This is a genomic window from Burkholderia sp. Tr-20355, from assembly GCF_017104685.1.
Lineage (GTDB): Bacteria > Pseudomonadota > Gammaproteobacteria > Burkholderiales > Burkholderiaceae > Burkholderia > Burkholderia seminalis.
Window position 1 is genome coordinate 17,751 of the sequence record NZ_JAAGPK010000021.1, and the last position, 21,081, is coordinate 38,831.

Sequence of the window (21,081 nt, forward strand, 5' to 3'; positions counted from 1 at the left end):
GCAAACCCGCGTACCGTTGCCAGCCGCGCGCGACATGCGCGTTCAACGCTCGCGCGAACCTACGCCGAGCGCCTTCATCCGCCGGTACAGCGTCCGCTCGCTCATCCCGAGCCGCTCGGCAAGCGCCTTGCGCGTGCCGCCGAACGTACGCGCGATACGCACGAGTTCCGCGTCCGGCACGTCGCGCGCGTCCGCCGCGGGATCTTGCGGCGCCGCCGCTGCCGCGACCAGTTCGGCCGGCAGATGCTCGACCCGGATCGTCCCGTCGTCCGCGAACAGGCACGCGCGTTCGAGCACGTTGCGCAACTCGCGGATGTTGCCGGGCCACGCATACGCGTCGAGGCACGCGCGTGCGTGTTCGGTCAGCCTGTACGGCCGCGCATTCGCGTCGCCTGCCTTGCCGCGCGCATTCGCGATCCGTCGCAGGATCGACTCGGCCAGCAGCGCGACGTCGCCCTGCCGTTCGCGCAACGCCGGCAGCGGAATCGGAAACGCGTTGATCCGGTAGTAGAGATCCTGCCGGAACCGGCCGTCGTCGATCATCTCGCGCAGCGGCTTGTGCGTGGCCGCGACGAGCCGGAAATCGGCGCGCAGCGCCTCGACGCCGCCGACGCGCCGGAACGTGCCCGACTCGATCAGCCGCAGCAGCTTCACCTGCATCGGCAGCGGCACGTCGCCGATCTCGTCGAGAAACAGCGTGCCGCCCTGCGCGGTTTCGACGAGGCCCGGCTTGCGCTGGTTCGCGCCCGTAAACGCGCCTTTCTCGTAACCGAACAGTTCGCTCTCGAACAGCGTCTCGGCGATCCCCGAGCAATCGACGACGACGAACGGCCCCATCGCGCGATCGCTCGCCTCGTGCAAGGCGCGGGCGAACAGTTCCTTGCCGGTGCCCGATTCGCCGAGCAGCAGCACCGGCAGCGTCGACGGCGCAACGCGCTGCAGCGCGCCGAGCGCCGCATTGAAGGCGTCGGAGCCGCCGACGAGCCCCTCCGCGCTCGGTTGCGCGGATGCGCTGCGTACCGTCGTCAGCCGCTCGACATAGGCGATCACGTTGCCGTCCGCATCGAAGATCGGCCGCAGCTCGACGTCGACATGCTCGGGGCCGCGCGGCGTGTGATGGATGTGCAGCACGCGGTTCAGCCCGCGCGATTCGAGCGCCTGCTTCATCGGGCAATGCTCGCCGGCCTGGTCGCACGGCACGTCGTAGTGATGCGAAACCTGGAAACAGTGCCGGCCCACGTGCTCGACGCCGGCTACACCGAACTGGCGCCGGTACGCCTCGTTCGCCGCGAGGATGCGGTAGTCGGGATCGACCACGATCATCGGCTGCGGGTCCTGCTCGAGATAAGCGACGAGCGCGCGCACGTCCGGCAGCGCGTCGCGACGCGGCGCGGGAACGATCGGAATGGTGTCGTGCGGATGCATGCGGAGGCTCGCTCGGTGCAGAGGCGCCCGGGCGGACTGCCAGGCGGACTGCCAATTCTGCCACGACACTGCCAGTTGTGGCAGTCTTCGTCCGCCACCGGGTGTCGCTGCCACCATCACGAGGCCGCCGACGCACCGAAAACCCGAGCCGAATCAAGCCCCTGCCTGATCGGCCGATGCCGCACCGCTGGCTGGCACGCTTCTTGAAGTAAAGATCGCGATTGCAGATGCAGAACCCGATCGAGGACACCCCGTGAGCAACGCCCCCGCCCTGTCGGTCGAAGGCTTTTTCGACCCGGCGACCCACACCGTCAGCTATCTCCTGCTCGATACCGACAGCCGCGCGTGCGCGCTGATCGACAGCGTGCTCGACTACGATCCGACATCCGGCCGCACGCGCACGGCCAGCGCCGACCGGCTGATCGCCCGCGTCGCCGAACTCGGCGCAACCGTCGAGTGGCTGCTGGAAACGCACGTGCACGCCGACCACCTGTCGGCCGCGCCGTACCTGAAAGCGCGGGTCGGCGGCCGGATCGCGATCGGTTCGCACGTGCGCCGCGTGCAGCACGTGTTCGGCACGCTGTTCAACGCCGGTCCCGGCTTCGCGGAAGACGGCCGCCAGTTCGACCGGCTCGTCGACGACGGCGACACGCTCGCGCTCGGCGCGCTAACGATCCGCGCGCTGCACACGCCGGGCCACACGCCCGCGTGCATGACCTACTGCGTCGACGACGCGACGCAGCGCGCGGCATTCGTCGGCGACACGCTGTTCATGCCCGACTACGGCACGGCCCGCTGCGACTTCCCCGGCGGCGACGCACGCACGCTGTACCGCTCGATCGCGCGCGTGCTCGCGCTGCCGCCCGACACGCGCCTGTACCTGTGCCACGATTACCAGCCGGGCGGCCGCGACGTGCAGTTCGTGACGACGGTGGCCGAGCAGCGCCGCGCGAACGTGCACGTGAAGGACGGCGTGACCGAGGACGATTTCGTCGCGATGCGCACCGCACGCGACGCGACGCTCGACATGCCCGTGCTGATGCTGCCGTCCGTGCAGGTCAACATGCGTGCCGGCCACCTGCCCGAGCCCGAGAACAATGGCGTGCGCTACCTGAAGATCCCGCTCGACGCGATCTGAGCCGCACGCGCTGCCCCAACCGAGACCCCGACATGACCTCCATCCGCAAGCTGACCGACACGCTGTCGGTCTCGCCGCAAATCACCACGGCCGACCTGCCCGCGCTTCACGCGGCCGGTATCCGCGCGATCGTCTGCAACCGGCCGGACGGCGAAGGCGCCGACCAGCCGACCGTCACCGAAATCCGCGCGGCGGCCGCGCCGCTCGGCATCGACGTGCTTTACCTGCCGGTCGATACCGGCAAGGTCACCGACGACCAGGCCGCGCAGTTCGGCGCGCTGCTCGCGTCGCTCGACGGCCCGGTGCTCGCCTACTGCCGCAGCGGCACGCGTTCGGCCACGCTGTGGGCGCTGTCGCAGGCGGGTCTGCGGCCGCTGAACGACATCATCGCGACGGCCGGCGCGGCCGGCTACGACCTGGGCGGAATCGCGTCGCGCATCGCACCGGGCGGGCGGCAAGCCGCGCCACCCGTCGTCGACGCACGGCACGACATCGTGATCGTCGGCGCGGGCGCGGCCGGCATCGCGGTCGCGTCGAGCCTGCTCGCGCGCGACGCATCGCTCGACATCGCGGTGATCGATCCGGCCGACGTCCACTACTACCAGCCGGGCTGGACGATGGTCGGCGCGGGCGTGTTCCAGCCGGAAACCACCGCACGCCGGATGACCGACGTGCTGCCGCGCGGCGTGCACCGGATCCAGGCCGCCGTCGCGGGCTTCGAGCCCGACGCGCACACGGTCGTGCTCGACGGCTGCCGCCGCATCGGCTACCGCAAGCTCGTCGTGTGCCCGGGACTCAAGCTCGACTGGCACGCGATCGACGGCCTCGCCGACACGCTCGGCCGCAACGGCGTCACGTCGAACTACCGCTACGATCTCGCGCCGTACACGTGGGAACTCGTGCGCGCGTTCCGCGGCGGCCATGCGCTGTTCACGCAGCCGCCGATGCCGATCAAGTGCGCGGGCGCGCCGCAGAAGGCGATGTACCTGTCGTGCGACCACTGGCGGCGCGCGGGCCGGCTCGACGCCGCGAACGTCGAATTCCTGAATGCGGGCGCGGCGCTGTTCGGCGTCGCCGACTACGTACCGGCGCTGATGGAATACGTGAAAAGCTACGACATCGCGCTGTCGTTCGGCCACAACCTCGTCGCGATCGACGGCCCGGCACGCCAGGCGACGTTCGCGCGCACGCTGCCGGACGGCGGCAAGGAAACCGTCGTGCGTGGGTTCGACATGATCCACGTCGTGCCGCCGCAAAAGGCGCCCGACTTCGTGCGTTCGAGCCCGCTCGCCGACGCGGCCGGCTGGATCGACGTCGATCCGGCGACGCTGCGGCACCGGCAGTTTCCGGACGTCTACGCGCTCGGCGACGTCACCAACACGACCAATGCGAAAACGGCCGCCGCCGCCCGCAAGCAGGCGCCCGTCGTCGCGCACAACCTGCTCGCGTCGCTCGGCCGCGCGCACGGCGATGCCGCGTACGACGGCTACGGCTCATGCCCGCTCACCGTCGAGCGCGGCAAGATCGTGCTCGCCGAATTCCTGTACGGCGGCAAGGTCGCGCCGACCTTCCCCGCGTGGCTGATCGACGGCAAGCGCCCGTCGCGGCTCGCGTGGCTGCTCAAGGAACGCGTGCTGCCGCCGCTCTACTGGAAGGCGATGCTCAAGGGCCGCGAATGGCTCGCGAAGCCCGCCGTCGCACGTTGACCGGAGCGCGATGACGTCATGCTGATTTCCCTCGTACTGGGCGGCTTCGTCGGCGCCGTGCTCGGGCTGACCGGCGCCGGCGGCGGCATTCTCGCGGTGCCCGCGCTCGTCGTCGGAATGAGCTGGCCGATGCAGCAGGCCACGCCCGTCGCGCTCGTCGCGGTAGCAGGCAGTGCCGCGCTCGGTGCGCTCGAAGGCTTCCGCCGCGGGCTCGTGCGCTATCGCGCGGCGCTGCTGATGGCCGTGGCCGGCGTGCCGCTGACCACGCTCGGCGTACGGCTCGCGCACATGTTGCCGCAGCGCCTGCTGCTCACGCTGTTCGCACTGACGATGCTGGTCGTCGCCGGCCGCCTGTTGCGGCAGGCGCTGCGGCAGGCGGCCGGCGACGCCGACGCGTCGCCGCTGTGCGTCGGCCGCGTGAATCCCGATACGGGCCGGCTGGTGTGGTCCTGGCCGGTCGTCGTGGCGCTGGCGTCGACCGGCGCGATGACGGGACTGATGACGGGGTTGCTCGGCGTCGGCGGCGGCTTCGTGATCGTACCGATGCTGCGCAAGTTCACGAATGTATCGATGCACGGCGTGGTCGCGACGTCGCTGATGGTGATCGCGCTGGTCGGCACGGGCGGCGTGCTCGCGACGCTCGTGTCGGGCACGCGTGCGCCGCTCGACGTGACGCTGTGGTTCACCGTCGCAACCGCGTTCGGCATGGCCGCCGGCCGCGGCGCGTCGCGCCGCCTCGCCGCGCGGCACGTGCAGGCCGGCTTCGCGGCCGTGCTCGTGTGCGTTGCGCTCGGGTTGCTGGCGAAAGCCGCGTTCGGCGCATGAGCCACCGGCGGTGCCGCGCACGCGCCGCCAAACGAAACGCCCGGCCCGACTCGTCGTCGGCACCGGGCGTTTTTCATCGCGGCCGCGGCCTGTCCGTCAGCCCGCGTAACCCGCCATCCGCTTGCGTTCCTGACGCAGCATCACGAAGTTCGCGATCACGACACCGGCCGTCACCGCGACGATGAACAGCGTCGCGAGCGCGTTCATCTCCGGATTCAGGCCGAGACGCACGCGCGAGAACACGACGAGCGGCAGCGTCGTCGAGCCGGGGCCCGACAGGAACGCCGACAGCACGAGGTCGTCGATCGACAGCGTGAACGACAGCAGCCAGCCCGCGATCAGCGCCTGCGAGATCAGCGGCAACGTGATCGTGAAGAACACCTTCAGCGGCGTCGCGCCGAGATCGAGCGCGGCCTCTTCCAGCGACGGGTTCAGCTCGCGCACGCGCGACTGCACGATGATCGCGACGTACGAGATGCACAGCATCACGTGGCCGAGCCAGATCGTGAACACGCCGCGCTCGGCCGGCCAGCCGATCCACTTCGCCAGTTCGATGAACAGCAGCAGCAGCGAGATCCCCTGAATGACTTCGGGGATCACGAGCGGCGCGTTGATCATCCCGCTGAACAGCGCGAAGCCGCGAAAGCGCCCCATCCGCGCGAGCACGAAGCCGGCCCACGTGCCGATGAACACCGACGCGAACGCGGTCAGCACGCCGATCTTCAGAGACAGCCACGCGGCCGTCAGCAGCTCGTCGTCCTGCACGAGCGCCGCATACCAGCGAAACGAGAAGCCCGACCACACGGTGACGAGCTTCGACTCGTTGAACGAATAGACGATCAGGCTGAGGATCGGGATGTACAGGAACGCGAAGCCGGCAAACAGCGCCGCGAACTGCAAATAACGGTTCGGCTTCATCGACGGCCTCCCTGTTCCTTCGCCTGGAAGTGCTGGAACATCGCCATCGGCACGAGCAGCAGCAGCACCATCGCGCAGGTCACCGCCGACGCCATCGGCCAGTCCGCGTTGTTGAAGAACTCGTTCCACATCACGCGGCCGATCATCAGCGTGTTCGCGCCGCCGAGCAGCTCCGGAATCACGTACTCGCCGACCGCCGGGATGAACACCAGCAGGCAGCCCGCGATGATCCCGTTCTTCGACAGCGGCAGCGTGATCTGCACGAACGCCTTCCACGGCTTCGCGCCGAGGTCGTACGCGGCCTCGAGCAGGCGCAGGTCCATCTTCACGAGGTGCGCGTAGAGCGGCATCACGAGGAACGGCAGGTACGAGTACACCATCCCGATGTACACCGCGTAGTTCGTGCGGTACAGCTCGATCGGCGTGTGCGTGAGGCCGATCCACATCAGGAAGTTGTTCAGCAGCCCGTTGTTCTTCAGGATGCCGATCCACGCGTACACGCGAATCAGGAACGACGTCCAGAACGGCAGCATCACGCCCATCATCAGCAGGTTGCGGGTCGCCGGATTCGAGCGCGCGATGTAGTACGCCATCGGATAGCCGACCAGCAGGCACAGCAGCGTCGTGATCGCGGCCACCCACACCGAGTTCACGTAGGTCGCGAAATACAGGCTGTCCGTGAACAGGAACGCGTAGTGCGACAGGTTCAGCGCGATGTGCACGACGCCGTCGGTATACGACGCGAGTTCCGTGTACGGCGGGATGCCGAGCTGCAGCTCCGCGAAGCTGATCTTGACGACCAGCACGAACGGCACCAGGAAGAACAGCACGAGCCACGTGAACGGCCCGGCGACGACCGCCGACGCGCCCGTCAGGTTGAAGCGCCGCACCGGCCACTCGAGCAGGGACTTGAACGCGCTCATGACGTCAGCACCACGCCGGCCGTCGCGCTCCAGCGCACGTAGATCTCGTCGCCGAGCCCCGGTGTGTCGAGCTCGGAAATCGCGAGGCTCGACACGTTCGCGATCACCGTCTTGCCCGCGTCGAGCTTCACGTGATACAGCGAATAGCCGCCCATGTACGCGACGTTGCTGATGCGGCCGCGCGCCCAGTTGAACGCGCCTTCGGGCGGCTTGCGCGTGAGCGCGATCCGCTCGGGGCGCACCGACACCGTGACCGGCATCCCGAGCGGGCCCGAGATCCCGTGGCTCACGTACAGCCGGCTCGGCAGCTCCGGCGATTCGATGTACACGTGGTCGGGTTCGTCCTCGACGGTCACGCCGTCGAACAGGTTCGTCGAGCCGATGAATTCGGCCGAGAAGCGGCTGTTCGGGTATTCGTAGACTTCGTTCGGCGAGCCGATCTGCACGATCTGGCCTTCGCTCATCACCGCGAGGCGGTTCGCCATCGTCATCGCTTCTTCCTGGTCGTGCGTGACCATGATGCAGGTGACGCCGACCTTGTTCAGGATGTTGACGAGCTCGATCTGCGTGCGCTGGCGGATCTGCTTGTCGAGCGCGGACATCGGCTCGTCGAGCAGCAGCAGCTTCGGGCGCTTGACCAGCGAACGGGCCAGCGCGACGCGCTGCTGCTGGCCGCCGGACAGCTGGTGCGGCTTGCGCTTCGCGTACTTGCTCATCTGCACGAGTTCGAGCGCGGACGCGACGCGTTCCTTCAGCTCGGCCTTCGGCGTGCCTTCCTGCTTCAGTCCGAACGCGACGTTCGACTCGACCGACATGTGCGGGAACAGCGCATACGACTGGAACATCATGTTCACGGGCCGCTTGTACGGCGGCATCTGCGCGAGGTCCTCGCCGTCGATCAGGATCTTGCCCGACGTGACCGTCTCGAGGCCCGCGAGCATCCGCAGCAACGTCGACTTGCCGCAGCCCGAGCTGCCGAGCAGCGCGAACAGCTCGCCCTGGCGCACGGTCAGGTTGACGCTGCGCACGGCCTCGGTGTCGCCGAATTTCTTGACGACGTCGACGATCTGGACAAAGTTCTCGGCGCGCGCATCGGCGCCGGAGGAGGAAACGGAGAACGGCGCGCCCGCGACCGGCGCACCCGACTGGCTATTCATGATGTGCTGCTTCTCTCCTGCGTTAGACGAACAAAGCCCCCGGGGGCACCAGGGGCTTCATGACTGCGGGTTCACTTCGGCTCGCGTCAGCGGCCCGACTTCAGCTCGGTCCACAAACGCGTCTGCAGACGCTGGATTTCAGGCGGCAGCGGCTTGAGCAGGAACAGCGTCTTCACGACGTCGGCCGGCGGGTAGACGGCCGGGTCGTTCGCGACGTCGGGCCGCACGTACTTGCGGGCCTCGGCGTTGGCGCTCGGGTAGTACACCGCGTTCGTGATCGCCGCGTGTACCTTCGGGTCCTCGATGTAGTTGATCCACGCGAGGGCCGCTTCCTTGTTCTTCGCGTCCTTCGGGATCGCCATCACGTCGAACCACACCGGCGCACCGCCCTTCGGAATGTAGTACTCGACCTTGTACGGCTTCTTCGCCTCGATCGCGCGATGCTTCGCGATCACGACGTCGCCCGACCAGCCGAACGCGAAGCAGATGTCGCCGCCGACCAGGTCGTTGATGTAGCCCGACGAGTTGAATTGCGTGATGTACGGGCGGATCTTCTTCAGCACGTCCATCGCGGCCTTGTAGTCGGCCGGGTTCGTGCTCATCGGATCCTTGCCGATGTAGTGCAGCGTCGCCGCGAACATCTGATCGGGCGCGTCGAGCACCGACACGCCGCAGGTCTTCAGCTTCGACAGGTTTTCCGGCTTGAACAGGATGTCCCAGTTGTCGAGCGGCACCTTGCCGAGCGCCTGCTGCGCCTTCGTCAGGTTGTACGCGAGACCGGTCGTGCCGTACGCCCAGGGCACCGAGTACTTGTTGCCCGGGTCCGCGCCGGCGACGAGCGCCATCAGTTGCGGATCGAGGTACTTGAGGTTCGGCAGCTTCGACTTGTCGAGCGGCGCGAAGATGCCGGCGGCGATCTGCTTGCCCGCGTAGTTGCTGGTCGGCACGACGATGTCGTAGCCCGAGCTGCCGGTCAGCAGCTTCGCCTGCAGCGTGTCGTCGCTGTCGTAGTTGTCGTAGCGGACCTTGACACCCGTCTGCTTCTCGAAGTTCGGGATCGTGTCCTTCGCAATGTAGTCCGACCAGTTATAGACATTGAGCTGCGTATCCTTCGCCGCTGCCGCCGACGCCCCCACGCACAGCGCGAGCGCTGCGAACCGGCCCACTACCTTTGCTTTCATCCCGTTCTCCCTCCGGCCGGACACGTTGCCCGGCTGTCGTCTGCCTCGTCATGGCGGCGCATTCTGGCGCGCCACCCCTCGAAAACCCCGAAAACTACCATCATTCGCGCGCCGTCACAAAAAAAACATGCCGGTGTCGCGCAAACGGAACAGATTCCCGCCGCCAGCCAGCCAGGCTGCCCGCGCGGCGGGGCGTTCCGGGGGAATTCTATCGGGTAATCGGCATCTGTCCACCGGGAAAAACGGTCAGGGGCGAAACCGCGGTTGCATACCGGGCGCGCGGCCGGACGGTCGCGCCGGCGCACCGGGATCGCATGCCGGCCGGCGCCGGCCGACCCGGCGGCCGCGATGCATTAAAATGGCGGTTCACGATTCAACCGCGCGAACCCTTCCGATGGCCTCCAATCTCCACGACCTGCCCGACAGCCCCTGCATCGGCGTGTGCTCGACCCTCTTCGACGAAGTCTGCAAGGGTTGCGGCCGCACGGCCGCCGAAGTGTCGAACTGGGTGTTCCTGAGCGACGACGAAAAGCGCGCGGTGTGGGAGCGCATCACGCGCGAAGGCACCGCGATGCGCTTCCAGTACGACAAGCTGTAAATTCGCCGCACAAAAAAAGAGCGGCATGCCGACCGCCATGCCGCCAACCCCAACTCTGTTCTTTTCCTGCCGCGTCAGAACTTCATCCCGACGCCCACGCCGACGATCAGCGGATCGATGTGCAGCGTGCCGATGCCCTTGTCGCCCAGCGTCGCATCGGTGCTCATCCAGATCTTCTTCACGTCGACGTTCATGAACACCTTCTTCGTCAGTTGCACGTCCACGCCGAACTGCAGTGCGGGGCCGAAGCTGCTCTTGTTGATCGACACGCCCTCCCCGCCGACGTTGAGCCCGTTGTTGTAGAAGTACGTGTAGTTCAACCCGGCGCCGACGTACGGCCGCACCTTGCCCGCGTGGTTGAAGTGATACTGCAGCAGCAGCGTCGGCGGCAGCACGCCCACGCCGCCGAGATTGCCGAGGCTCGACGTCATCTGGTGCCGCGACGTGCCGAGGATCAGCTCGACGCCGAGGTAGTCGCGGATCATGTACGTGAAGTCGAGCTCCGGCACGATCGCGTTGTTCACGCCCGTGTTGATCGCGCCGAGCGTATCGCTCGCGCGCTCGTTCGGCTGGATGCTGATCGCGCGAAGCCGGACCAGTACGTCACCCTGGTTGATGCCGTCACCGGGCGACGCCGCGTGCGACAGCGACGGCATCGCGACGAAGGTGGCCGCGACGGCGGCTGCGGTGACACAAGTTCGAATCGTTTTATGCATGGTACGGACCCCCAAAGAATGGTTTCCATTCTCCATGTAGGGTCTTTTCGTCATCTTGATATTGGTCAAGCCAGCGTAAACGTGGGACGGTTTGCCGCAGGCTCGGTCGCACTGCCCGTCAGCAGCAGGTCGAGCAGATCGCGCACGCTGCGGATCGCGCGGCCGAACGGCAACGCTTCGCGGCCGCGGAAGAACAGCCCGTTCGCGACGTCGCCGCGCAGCGCGGCCGCAAGCCGCGTGTCGATGCAGAAGTGGCCGAATTTCTCGATGCCGTCGCGCAGCCCGCATACGCTCAGGCATTCGAGCGCGGTCGGGCAACGCTGCTTGAACGCGCCGAGCTTGTTGCGAATGCGCGTCTCGTTGCGCAGGTAACGATCGAGCCACGGCGTCTTCACCGCGCGGGCGGGCAGCCCCGTCACGCTGACGAATTCGACGATGTCGTCGGGCGTCGCATCGGCAAGCACGCGCTTGAAGTGCGGATGCGCATCCCCTTCTTCCGTCACCGCGAACGGCGTTCCGACCTGCACGCCATTCGCGCCGGCCGCGAACGCCGCGCGCACCGTGTCGTGACTGTTTACGCCGCCCGCCACGATCAGCGGAATCGTTTCGCGTTCGAGACCGAGCGACGCCATCACCTGCGCGGTCTCGTCGAGCACCCGCGCGAAATCGAAACGCGCGTCGTGCATGTCGTCGATCTGCGTGACGCCGAGGTGGCCGCCCGCGTGCGCCGGATGCTCGATCACGATCGCATCGGGCAGGCGTCCCTTCTTCATCCACTTCTTCAGCACCAGCGCGATCCCGCGGCTGTCCGACAGGATCGGGATCAGCGCGATGTCGTGCCCTTGCGTGAGATCGGGCAGGTCGAGCGGCAGGCCCGCGCCCATCACGATCGCGTCCGCGCCCTCGTTGCACGCGACGCGCACGTAGTCCGCGTGCGCGCTCACCGCCTTCATCACGTTGACCGCGATCATCCCGCGCCCTTCGCTGTACGTCTTAGCGAGACGGATCTCGCGCGCGAGCGCCTCGCGGTTCGCGGCCTCGAGCGTCGCGCGATCGGGTTGCGCGCGGCAGCGTGCGAGCAGGTCCGCATGATGGTGGCGCAGGTCGATGCTCGCGATCGTGCCGACCGCGCCTTCGCGCGCGACGCTGCCGGCCAGCCGGTGTGCGGAGATGCCGACGCCCATGCCGCCCTGCACGACGGGCAACAAGGTGCGGCCGCGAATCGTCAGCGGCGGAAAGGAACTGCGTACGGTCATCTGAAACCTCGTCGGAACATCGGAACCGCGATGATCGACGATCCACCGACGCGCACCTTGACGGCCGTCAATAAAAAAACGGCACGCGAGCGTGCCGTTTCCGTTCCATGCGGCGCGCGGCGCTCAGGCAGGCTTCGCCGGCTTCAGCTGCATCGACTTGTACTCGAGATACTCCTCGAGCCCGTACACGCCGTTCTCGCGGCCGTGCCCCGACTGCTTGTAGCCGCCGAACGGCGCGGCGGCGTTCCACATGCCGCCGTTGATGTCGACCTGCCCCGTACGGAGGCGGCGCGCAACGCGCATCGCGCGTTCGTCGCTGCCGGCCCACACCGCGCCGCCGAGCCCGTACGGCGAATCGTTCGCGATGCGCACGGCTTCCTCTTCATCGCGATACGTGATGATCGACAGCACCGGCCCGAAGATCTCTTCCTGCGCGATCGTCGATTTCGGATCGACGCGGCCGAACACCGTCGGCTTCACGAAGAAGCCCTTCGCGAGGCCGTCCGGCAGGCCCGTGCCGCCCGTCACGAGTTCCGCGCCTTCGTCGATGCCGCGCTGGATGTACGCCTGCACGCGCTGCTGCTGCACGGCCGACGCCAGCGCGCCGAGGCGCGTCGTATCCTGCCGCGGGTCGCCCGCGACGTACGCTTCGGCCGCGGCCTTCGCCAGCGCGCGCGCTTCGTCGTAGCGCGCTTCCGGCACCAGCATGCGCGTGTGCGCCGAGCAGGTCTGTCCCGCGTTCAGGTAGCACGCGTTCACCGTGCCCTTCACGGCCGTCGCGAAATCGGCGTCGTCGAGAATCACCGATGCCGACTTGCCGCCCAGCTCCAGCGCGACGCGCTTGACGCCCGCGGCCGCCAGCTCGGCCACGCGCTTGCCCGCGCGCGTCGAGCCCGTAAACGACACCATGTCGACGTCCGGATCGGTGGCCAGCACCTCGCCGACGACCGGGCCATAACCGCACACGAGGTTGAACACGCCGGCCGGCAGCCCGGCTTCGTGAATCGCTTCGGCGAGCATGAACGCGTTGAGCGGTGCGACTTCGGACGGCTTCAGGACGACCGTGCAGCCGGCCGCGAGCGCCGGCGCGACCTTCAGCGTGACCTGGTTCAGCGGGTAGTTCCACGGCGTGATCGCCGCGACGACGCCGACCGGCTCGCGCACCACGAGCGAGTTGCCGACCTGCGCCTCGAATTCGAACGACTCGGCGAGCTTCGCGTACGCCTTCCAGTTGTAGATCGGGCCGCCGACCTGGATCGCGCGCGACAGCTTGATCGGCATCCCGACTTCGCCGGTGATCGATTGCGCGAGTTCCTCGCTGCGCGCCTGCAGATGCTCGACGATCTTGCGCAGGTAGCCCGCGCGCGTCGCGGCCGGCGTGGCCGCCCATGCGTCGAAGGCCGCGCGCGCCGCGCGGATCGCGTCCTGCGCGTCGGATGCGACGCCTTCGGGAATCCGGCCGATCACGGCCTCGGTGGCCGAGTCGATCACGTCGATCGTGCCGGTTCCGGCCGGTTTGCGCCATGCGCCGTCGATGTAGAACTGGTCGTAGATTTTCATCGCTTCCGTCTCCTGTCGACCAGAGTTGGCGCTTTAGCGCTTACTCTGGTCCCATGCCCTTGTGCGGTCGACCAGAGTTGGCGCTTCAGCGCTTACTCTGGTCCCATGCCCTTGCGCGGTCGACCCGAGTTGGCGCTTCAGCGCTTGCTCCGGTCCCATGCGTCGCGGGAAAGCCGACATTCTAGCGAGCGTTTCGGTCGGCCGGCATGACGATTGACAGTTATTCGAAAGAATCGGGGAGCCGTCGCGCCGCGTAGCGCTCGCCGGCCGCGCATGCCGCCGGCGGCGTGTGCGCGACCGCCGCCACATCAGCATCGGCCCGGGTGCGCGGGCAGGCCCGCATCGTGCTATGTTTTTAATATCGGCACCGGCTCATTGCATCCGGCGCCGCCCGGAATCGACGCATTTCTTGAGCGCTGCCATGACCGACGCATCCCATACCCTCGGCTCGCAAGACCGCCTTGAGCTGCTCTGCTGGCTCACCTGCGGCAACCTCGGCGCGTTTTACCTCAACGAATCGTGGCCGGACGCCACGTTCCAGGTCCAGGCCGCGCACCGCTGGCTCGACCGCCATCACCGTCAGGCCGACTGGCTCGCGGTCGCGAAGCTCGCGGCGCTCGCGCAGGACATCGCGAAGCGGCATGCGGGGTTCGTCGACGCGTCGTGGGCGCGCGACGCGGTCGAGGAAATCGTCGACACCGACGATCTCGATTACCGCGCGAAACTCGTGCAATGGGTGTACGAAGACTGCTGCAAGGCCCTCGCGGACAAGCGGCTGGCCGACTGAGCCGTGGTGCGCGCGGGCCGCGGCGTCGCCCGGCGCGACGGTCTTGTCGCCGCTGCGGAAGTAACGGCCTGAATGGCTGACGGTGAACGGTGCACGAGCACCGCCCCCCCTTCGATGCCGGCACGCGCCGTGCGTGCCGCTGTGGTGCTTACAGCAGCGATTTCGCCTGCGTCAGTACCTTGTCGCAGATCTGCCTGGTCACCTGCTGTTTCAGGCCGCCGCCGCTCAGGTCGAGCTTGCCGCCGTTGCCGGCGTCGAGGATCCCGCTCGCGCCGCTCGTATAACCGCTGTCCGACGACGCATTGCCGCCGAGCTTGCTCAGCAGCGCGTCCTTCACCGACGACGCGCCACTGCCGGACGCGCCGCCGAGATAGTTGTTCTGGATGCAGAACTGCAGCAGGCCCGCGACGTTGCCGGTGCTGCCCGGCGTCAGCGACGCCCCGCCGCCGCCCGTCAGCGCGCCGCCGAGGCCGCCGAGGTTGCCGAGCGCACCACCCGCGCTACCGCCCGAATCGCCGCCGCCGACCTGTTTCAGGACATCGCCCAGCTGCGCATGGGCCACCGAAAACGGCGCGAGCAATCCGATCAGCGCGCCGGCAATGGTCGCGCGGTATAGACGTGCATTCATGTGAAGCCTCCCGGTTGTCACGGCGTGAGTACCGCGAATCGAATCCAAGCATACTCAATCCCCCCCTGCATGACAGCCTTCATGCCGGGTCCGAAACGTCAGGCATCGTGATATCGCGGCGATTTGACAATGCTTGACGGCGTGCCGGCCGGCACTGCAAGCTCGACATGCGACCGAAGGCGCGTACCGACGATCGCATTCCGTCTCGCCGGCGCGCATGAAACGTCGTGGAATCGTCGCCGCCGGCCGGCCTTCAACCTCGAACCTGAAGGATGCTCGCGTGGCGCTCGCCCATCGAATGCTGCTGATCACCGGCACAGCGGCTGCGCTGATCACCGGTTCAGGCACTGCCCGTGCGGCGCCCGCGGCGGCATGCCCGTCACCGTCGTTCGACCGCTATCCGGCACCGGCCGCGCGCGCGCCGCGCCAGCCGGCCGCATCGCCCCGCTTGGCCGGCAAGGAAGCACGCCTGTACCGCACCGTGATCCGCGACGCATTCACGCAACCGGCCAATTTTGCCGGTCACTATCGCGTCGCGATCTGGGGTTGCGGCACGGATTGCCGGAATTTCGCGATCGTCGACAAGTACACGGGCGCGACATACACGATGCCGGGCGTCACCGCCATTTCGGGCGTGATGGGCAACGACGACGAGCGCGTCGACTTCCGTGCCGGCAGTACGCTGCTGATCGTCGCCGGCTGCTTCAACGGCGATTGCGACGACAACCACGCGAAGGCCGCCCGGTTCTTCTATACGTGGACCGGCAAGCGCTTGCGCCCGATCGGCACCTGTCCGCTGCACGTCGAGCCGATTCAGTAGCCGGCGCGAATTGCGCTATCGTTCGTCCGGTACACCCTAGACGGCACGCCCGCCCGCGATGTCCATTCACCTCAGCTTCGACGACGGCCCCGGTCCGTCGACCCCTTCGCTGCTCGACGTCCTGCGCGACGCCTCGTGCCAGGCGACCTTCTTCCTGCTCGGTAAACATCTGGCGGGCGCACTCGACGTCGCCGCGAGAATGGCGCGCGAAGGCCATCGCCTCGGCAATCACACCCATTCGCATGCCAGACCGGGCGCGCTGGCGGACGACGCGCTGATCGGCGAGATCGAGGCGACCGACGCACTGATCCGCGACGCCTATTGCCGGGCCGGTATTGCCGCGCCGGACGCGATCCCGTTGCGTCTGCCGTACGGGCTGATGCCGCGGGACGATCGCGCCGGCGTGCTGGCGCGCCTGCGGCGCGAACACACGGGCTGGACCGCGATACTGGACGACTGGCAGCGGCCGGCGCCATCGCCGCAGGCGCTGTTCGACGCGATGTGCGCGCATGCCGACGCCCGCGCGACGCAGCGTCGCGACGTGCTGTTCTGCATGCACGACGGCTCGCGACATGGCGACGCGCGGCCCAACACGGTCGAAGCCGTCCGCCTGTTCCTGAATCGGCGAAGCTGAAGCAACGGCCGGTCAGTTTCCCGGCGCTGCACTGTCCAGCAACTGCCGCCAGCCGCCGAGAAAGCCGATGCCGGGCCCCGGCATCCACAAGCCGCGCTGTGCCGCCTCCAGATGGATCAGCGTCTGGTCCACGCAGAACAGCGTCATCAACGCATCGCGCTCGGCACGCATCCAGTCCGGTACACCGTCGCGCCGCGTCGCCGCATAGGCGTGCAAGCCGGCCTCCCAGCGCCGCGCATCGAACACGAAACGATCGTCCCTGCCCGCGTCGCGCGACAGCGCGAACAGTGCGAAGGCCGCCTCGAGCCACTGCGCGCCCTGCCCGGCATCGTCGAAATCCAGCACGCCGTTCACCGTGTGGCCGACATACAGCAGGTTGCCCGCGTGATAGTCGCCGTGCAGCCAATGCACCGGCCCCGCCAGCCAGTGCGCGGCGGCGTCGAGATGCGCGCCGATCCGCCGGATCACCGCATCGTAATCGCCGCTCAAACCGGCCGGCAGCGACGGCATCGCGCGCGCCGACACGCGCGCAAGACGGGCCGACAGCCACGCCAGCGGCGCCGATTCGCTCACGGGTATCGCGGCCAGTGCCGCATGCAGATGCGCGAGCGCGCGCATCGCATCGATCGCCCCCGCTTGCGCGTCATGCGGCAGGCCGGGATCGCCGTCGACAGGTTCGAACAGGTGCAGCCAGCTTCCATCGTCGATGAGCACGCCGGATTGCGCATCGACGGTCGGCCTCAGCCGCGGCAGCGCGGGTAATGCCGGCACCGTACGCGTCTCGCCGAGATGACCGAGTATCGACGCCTCGCGACCCACCTGCTCGGCCGGCTTGCCGGGCCACGACACGCGCAGCACCGCGCGCCCCGCGTCATACTCGACGAGATACGTTTTGTTAGTATGGCCCGATGCCATCGCCTGCACGCGTGCCGGCACGATGTTCCAGTACCGGCGCAGCCACGATTCCAGCGTTTTCACGTCACTCCTACTCGTTGCATTGACCATGTCAGAGCGTCCTTCGGCCCGCATGCGGGACCTCAATATCGAATGGCTGACGCGCGCCGCCGAATTCGACCATCTGTTCCAGACGCGCTGGCTCGGCGAGCGCTTCTTCCATCTGCCCGGCGACATGCTCGCGCTTCAGGAACTGATCTGGCGCGAACGCCCCGACTGTATCGTGCAGACCGGCATCGCGGCGGGCGGCGGTGTCGTGTTCTCCGCGTCGATGCTGGAACTGGCCGGCGGGCACGGCCGCGTCGTCGCGGTCGAACCGCGGCTGCGCGACGAGGTCAGGCAACGCCTGCAATCGCACCGGCTGGCCCATCGCATGGTGCTGATCGAAGGCGAATCGTGCGCGGCCGACACGCTCGCGGCGGTGCACGCGCAGCTCCGCGACGGCGCGCGCGTGATGGCGATCCTCGATCTCACGCATACCCATGCGCACGTGCTGCGCGAACTCGAATGCTATGCGCCGCTCGTGACGCCCGGCAGCTATGCGATCGTGATGGATACCATCATGGAGTATCTGCCCGCATCGATGTTCGACGGCAAGCCGTACGGCCGCGGCAACAACCCGGCCACGGCCGCGCGTGAATTTCTCGCCCGCGACGACCGTTTCGAGGCCGACCACGACATCGAGGACCGCGTGCTCATGACGCTGTCGCCAGGCGGTTTCCTGAAGCGAGTGCGCTGATCAGGCGAGCGGCTTGCGCGGAGCCGTCGCGCGCGGCGTAGCTGTCGCGAATCCGTGCCGCATGCTCGCGCAGCGGGCCCGGACGCAACAGGCGCTCGAGCGCAGCGGCAATCTCCGCGACGCCGGCACGCTGCAGATCGAGCACGCACGCCGCGCCGGCCCGCTCGACGAAGTGCGCCGAATGAAACTGGTCGTTGCAGAACGGCGACAGCAGCATCGGCACACCGCACGCGAGCGATTCCATCACCGAATTGGCGCCGCCATGGCTGACGAACGCATGCGTGCGCCGCAGCAGCGCCAGCTGCGGCGCATAGCGCACCGCGATCACGCGCTCGTCACCGGCCGGCAGCAGATCCGAATCGACCAGTTCGCCTACCGACAGCACCAGTTGCGCCGACGTCGCGCGCGTCGCGTCGATCACCTTCGAGAACAGGTCCGGATGGTAGTAAAGCTGGCTGCCGAGCGACATGTAGACGAGCGGGCGACCGGCGTCGATACGCGCCCACGGAAACGCCGTCTCGTCGCCGCGCGGCCCCGACGGCATCGCGGGGCCGACCAGCTCGACACCCGGCGGCGGCGCACCGACCAGCGCGTCGGTCGTGAACGCGAGCGTCAGGTGCGGCGACAGGACATCGCACCCGCGAAAACGCGCATCGAGCCCGTAGCGCGCAAACAGCCCGGCACGTTCCGGCGCGAGCCATCGCACCGTGCGCAGCAGTTCCGAATCGAGATCGTCCGGCAGCACCGGATTCAGCGAATTCGACATCGACACCCACGGCAGCCCTTCCAGCTCGGCGGCGATCGCGGCCGCGTAAAGCAGCGGATCGATCACGACCACATCGGGCCGCCAGTCGCGCAGCACCGCACGGATGCCGTCCACCTGCGACGGCGCCAGGTCGATCAGCAGCGTGCGGATCCAGTGCCGCAGCCAGTCGGCGTCGCGGATGTTCGCGGCGAAGCTCGCGCCGCGCGACAGGTCGTGGCGCTCGGGCGTCTCGCGCGGCCCGACGAACGCGAAGTCGCCGGCGCCGTCGAGCTGTTCGCTGATATCGGCCGGCGCATAGAACGCGACGTCGCAGCCGGCCGCGCGCAGATGCTGGGCCGGGCCGATGCACGGATTGACGTGGCCCTTCTCGGGCACGACGCAGAACAGGATGCGTGTCATGAGCGGTTCAGGTTGGACGATGCGCGGCATCGAGATGAAGGTGCTCGAGATGATCGAGGATCAGGGTCAGCGTCGCCCACAGCACGCGCTCGGTATCGGCCCGCAGCGCGGGCGCGGCAAGGCCGAGCGTACCGGCCAGCGCATGCGTGCGCTCGCGATCGAGCAGCGCGCCGAGGTCCATCGCCGGCGCGAGTCGTCCGCGCTTGGGGCCGTGCACCAGACGGTCCGGCAGGTTCAGGCGCGCACCGAGATCGCGCAGGCATTGCTTGTTCGGGTCCGGCGCGATGCTCGTCAGATGCGCGACGACCTCCGCATCGACGAACGGCGGATGCAGGTCAACCGCCGCCGCATCGAACAACGCGTGGCACAGCGGCAGGTAATTGGCCGACCGGTCGCGGCGCAACACCTGATCCGCGCCGTCGCCGGTAATTGCAACCTCGATGCCGTCCGCCGCCATGGCCTCGGCCAGCAACCGCTTCGCGACCGGATGCAGATTGAACATCGGCTCCTCGACCGCATGGGTCGTTCTCGGCAGCGCCGCGACGAAATCGGCTTCATTCGCCCGCACGATCTTCACGTTCGCCTGCATCTGCGTCGCGAGTTCAAGCGCCGCGTCGAGCTCGCAATAGTCGGGCATCTCGGTCGCGAGCACGTAGGCCGTCACGTGCGGCAGCGCGCCGAGTTCACGCAACAACGCGAGCAGCAGCGCCGAATCGAGGCCGCCGCTCAGCGCCAGTGCAACGCGCTTGCCGCTGTCGAGCGCGCGTTGCAGCGACGCGCGCAGCACGGTGTCCAGATCGGCATGCCGCGGCCGCTCGGGCGACGGCTGCACCGTCAATCCTTGCGGCGAACGGATCAGCGCATGCCCCGGCGGCACCGCGAGCACGTCGCGCAGCACGGTGCGGCCGACGAGCCGCTCGCCGCTCAGGTAACCCTCGATCGCGGCCGCGTCCGGCGCGCCGGCCGGCTGCGCCGACGCGCGCAGGACGGCGCGGATGCCGGACGCCGACACGCCGCTGCGCGGATGGTAGTGAAGACGATCGAACCCGAACGGGTCGCGCGTGCCGACGATCATGGATAACGAGCCTTCAGGATGTCCACTTCAATGCGTTTCAGAATGCGATGCGGCGCCACCGGCGCGCTGCCGCCCTGGCAATGCAGGCACGCTTCGAGCGGCGCGTCGCGCTGCAGATAGGCGAGCATTGCGTCGAGCATGTCCTCATCGTCGCGCAACGGCAGGCCGTCGGCCTGGAAATCCTTCTCGCCCCGGTAAAGCGTATGGAAATGCGCGGGACGCGTGCACGTGTAGAACATGCCGTCGCGAATCATGTGGCAGCGCTCGCGAATCCAGCAATCGTGATAGAGACGCTGCGCTTCGTCGCGGTCCGTGCCGGGCTGGGCGCGATTCATCGTCGTGAACACGTCCTGCACCTTCCAGTTCAGGCGTACGCCGAAACGCGCGGCCTGGCGCTCGACGTGCGCGATCAGTTCGGGCGAAAGCGCCGGCCTCGGATAGCGCGAGATCGTCAGCGCATCGACCGCTTGCCAGAACGCGTCCGGCATCTCGCCGAGTTTCAGGCCGTTGGTCGTGACCGAGATCACGGGCGCGATACCCGTGCCGCGCACGCGTTCGACGATTTCGACGAGCGCCGGATGCAACAGCGGCTCGCCGCCGACCAGCTTGAACATGCGCGGGCTCAATACCTTCGCGGCCATGCGCAGATCGGCCTCGATCGAATCGGGGCTCGCGTGCCACGCCGGCAGGAGCGGCGACAGCGAGCAGCATTCCGCGCAGGTCAGGTTGCAGTGGTCGACGATATGCGCTTCCAGCGACCGCGTCCGGATGCGGCCGTTTTCGACCCGGTAATCGCGATCCAGCGGCGGCGGAAACACATGCTGGCGCTCGCCGGACGGCGGCGGATTCGGGATCTCGTTCGGATTCACACTCACG

The 21,081-nt window shown here is 68.0% G+C and carries 21 protein-coding genes; 8 read left to right on the top strand and 13 right to left on the bottom strand.

All coding sequences use genetic code 11. The features are described from left to right. Positions 1-42: 42 nt before the first annotated feature. Positions 43-1,425 carry a sigma 54-interacting transcriptional regulator gene (locus G3N62_RS08035; protein WP_034186816.1) on the bottom strand — a complete coding sequence of 461 codons (1,383 nt, stop codon included), beginning with the start codon at positions 1,423-1,425 and terminating at the stop codon, positions 43-45. 253 nt (positions 1,426-1,678) lie between these two features. On the opposite strand from G3N62_RS08035, the gene G3N62_RS08040 reads away from it, so the two are divergent. From G3N62_RS08040 to G3N62_RS08050, 3 genes are read left to right on the top strand one after another with little or no spacing between them, the layout of a single operon-like run. Continuing rightward, positions 1,679-2,563, top strand: coding sequence for an MBL fold metallo-hydrolase (locus G3N62_RS08040; protein ID WP_034186815.1), 885 nt, complete (start codon positions 1,679-1,681; stop codon positions 2,561-2,563). Positions 2,564-2,595: 32 nt separating this feature from the next. Continuing rightward, the gene (locus G3N62_RS08045) at positions 2,596-4,269 is read left to right on the top strand and encodes a bifunctional protein tyrosine phosphatase family protein/NAD(P)/FAD-dependent oxidoreductase (protein ID WP_124669014.1); all 1,674 of its coding nucleotides are present in this window, start codon (positions 2,596-2,598) and stop codon (positions 4,267-4,269) included. A gap of 18 nt (positions 4,270-4,287) precedes the next feature. Beyond that, the gene (locus G3N62_RS08050; RefSeq protein WP_124669013.1) at positions 4,288-5,094 is read left to right on the top strand and encodes a sulfite exporter TauE/SafE family protein; all 807 of its coding nucleotides are present in this window, start codon (positions 4,288-4,290) and stop codon (positions 5,092-5,094) included. 96 nt (positions 5,095-5,190) lie between these two features. Here the strand turns inward: G3N62_RS08050 and G3N62_RS08055 are convergent, their stop codons facing one another. From G3N62_RS08055 to G3N62_RS08070, 4 genes are all read right to left on the bottom strand, one after another. Continuing rightward, positions 5,191-6,012: an ABC transporter permease subunit gene (locus tag G3N62_RS08055; protein ID WP_034186812.1), complete on the bottom strand. Its 822-nt coding sequence runs from the start codon at positions 6,010-6,012 to the stop codon at positions 5,191-5,193. Beyond that, entirely contained in the window at positions 6,009-6,935 is a 927-nt protein-coding gene (locus G3N62_RS08060; protein WP_059557628.1) for an ABC transporter permease subunit, read from the bottom strand. The genes G3N62_RS08055 and G3N62_RS08060 overlap by 4 nt, the downstream gene beginning before the upstream one ends. Continuing rightward, positions 6,932-8,092, bottom strand: coding sequence for a polyamine ABC transporter ATP-binding protein (potA, locus tag G3N62_RS08065; RefSeq protein WP_059557627.1), 1,161 nt, complete (start codon positions 8,090-8,092; stop codon positions 6,932-6,934). The genes G3N62_RS08060 and potA overlap by 4 nt, the downstream gene beginning before the upstream one ends. A gap of 86 nt (positions 8,093-8,178) precedes the next feature. Then, complete coding sequence (locus G3N62_RS08070; protein WP_059557626.1) at positions 8,179-9,273, bottom strand: polyamine ABC transporter substrate-binding protein; 1,095 nt, start codon at positions 9,271-9,273, stop codon at positions 8,179-8,181. Positions 9,274-9,667: 394 nt separating this feature from the next. Here G3N62_RS08070 and G3N62_RS08075 point away from each other — a divergent pair, with 394 nt between their 5' ends. Continuing rightward, positions 9,668-9,871: a DUF1289 domain-containing protein gene (locus G3N62_RS08075; RefSeq protein ID WP_006493160.1), complete on the top strand. Its 204-nt coding sequence runs from the start codon at positions 9,668-9,670 to the stop codon at positions 9,869-9,871. A gap of 74 nt (positions 9,872-9,945) precedes the next feature. On the opposite strand, the gene G3N62_RS08080 is transcribed toward G3N62_RS08075, so the two are convergent. The 3 genes from G3N62_RS08080 to G3N62_RS08090 all read right to left on the bottom strand — a co-directional run bounded on the left by G3N62_RS08080 (position 9,946) and on the right by G3N62_RS08090 (position 13,403). Then, positions 9,946-10,587, bottom strand: a complete 642-nt coding sequence (locus tag G3N62_RS08080; protein ID WP_034186808.1) for an OmpW family outer membrane protein — start codon at positions 10,585-10,587, stop codon at positions 9,946-9,948. Between the two features lie 65 nt (positions 10,588-10,652). Next, complete coding sequence (locus G3N62_RS08085) at positions 10,653-11,843, bottom strand: nitronate monooxygenase family protein (protein WP_124669012.1); 1,191 nt, start codon at positions 11,841-11,843, stop codon at positions 10,653-10,655. Positions 11,844-11,966: 123 nt separating this feature from the next. Beyond that, the gene (locus tag G3N62_RS08090; RefSeq protein ID WP_034186806.1) at positions 11,967-13,403 is read right to left on the bottom strand and encodes an aldehyde dehydrogenase family protein; all 1,437 of its coding nucleotides are present in this window, start codon (positions 13,401-13,403) and stop codon (positions 11,967-11,969) included. Positions 13,404-13,824: 421 nt separating this feature from the next. Here G3N62_RS08090 and G3N62_RS08095 point away from each other — a divergent pair, with 421 nt between their 5' ends. Further along, positions 13,825-14,190, top strand: coding sequence for a hypothetical protein (locus G3N62_RS08095; protein ID WP_034186805.1), 366 nt, complete (start codon positions 13,825-13,827; stop codon positions 14,188-14,190). A 148-nt stretch (positions 14,191-14,338) separates the two neighbouring features. On the opposite strand, the gene G3N62_RS08100 is transcribed toward G3N62_RS08095, so the two are convergent. Beyond that, positions 14,339-14,818: a DUF2501 domain-containing protein gene (locus tag G3N62_RS08100; protein WP_034186804.1), complete on the bottom strand. Its 480-nt coding sequence runs from the start codon at positions 14,816-14,818 to the stop codon at positions 14,339-14,341. Positions 14,819-15,098: 280 nt separating this feature from the next. Between G3N62_RS08100 and G3N62_RS08105 the strand changes: the two genes are divergently transcribed. Together G3N62_RS08105 and G3N62_RS08110 are read left to right on the top strand one after the other, a co-directional pair. Then, positions 15,099-15,638: a hypothetical protein gene (locus G3N62_RS08105; RefSeq protein WP_124669011.1), complete on the top strand. Its 540-nt coding sequence runs from the start codon at positions 15,099-15,101 to the stop codon at positions 15,636-15,638. 58 nt (positions 15,639-15,696) lie between these two features. Next, complete coding sequence (locus tag G3N62_RS08110) at positions 15,697-16,272, top strand: polysaccharide deacetylase family protein (RefSeq protein WP_034186802.1); 576 nt, start codon at positions 15,697-15,699, stop codon at positions 16,270-16,272. 12 nt (positions 16,273-16,284) lie between these two features. On the opposite strand, the gene G3N62_RS08115 is transcribed toward G3N62_RS08110, so the two are convergent. After that, on the bottom strand, positions 16,285-17,250 hold the full coding sequence (locus G3N62_RS08115; RefSeq protein WP_124669178.1) for a phosphotransferase: 966 nt from the start codon (positions 17,248-17,250) through the stop codon (positions 16,285-16,287). A gap of 25 nt (positions 17,251-17,275) precedes the next feature. Between G3N62_RS08115 and G3N62_RS08120 the strand changes: the two genes are divergently transcribed. Next, positions 17,276-17,965, top strand: a complete 690-nt coding sequence (locus G3N62_RS08120; RefSeq protein ID WP_034186800.1) for a CmcI family methyltransferase — start codon at positions 17,276-17,278, stop codon at positions 17,963-17,965. On the opposite strand, the gene G3N62_RS08125 is transcribed toward G3N62_RS08120, so the two are convergent. From G3N62_RS08125 to G3N62_RS08135, 3 genes are read right to left on the bottom strand one after another with little or no spacing between them, the layout of a single operon-like run. Beyond that, positions 17,922-19,130, bottom strand: a complete 1,209-nt coding sequence (locus G3N62_RS08125; RefSeq protein ID WP_034186799.1) for a glycosyltransferase — start codon at positions 19,128-19,130, stop codon at positions 17,922-17,924. The two genes, G3N62_RS08120 and G3N62_RS08125, sit on opposite strands and share 44 nt — an antisense overlap. Positions 19,131-19,137: 7 nt before the next feature. Further along, on the bottom strand, positions 19,138-20,205 hold the full coding sequence (locus G3N62_RS08130; protein WP_124669010.1) for an asparagine synthase-related protein: 1,068 nt from the start codon (positions 20,203-20,205) through the stop codon (positions 19,138-19,140). Continuing rightward, the gene (locus G3N62_RS08135) at positions 20,202-21,080 is read right to left on the bottom strand and encodes a 4Fe-4S cluster-binding domain-containing protein (RefSeq protein WP_124669009.1); all 879 of its coding nucleotides are present in this window, start codon (positions 21,078-21,080) and stop codon (positions 20,202-20,204) included. The genes G3N62_RS08130 and G3N62_RS08135 overlap by 4 nt, the downstream gene beginning before the upstream one ends. Position 21,081: the final 1 nt, after the last annotated feature.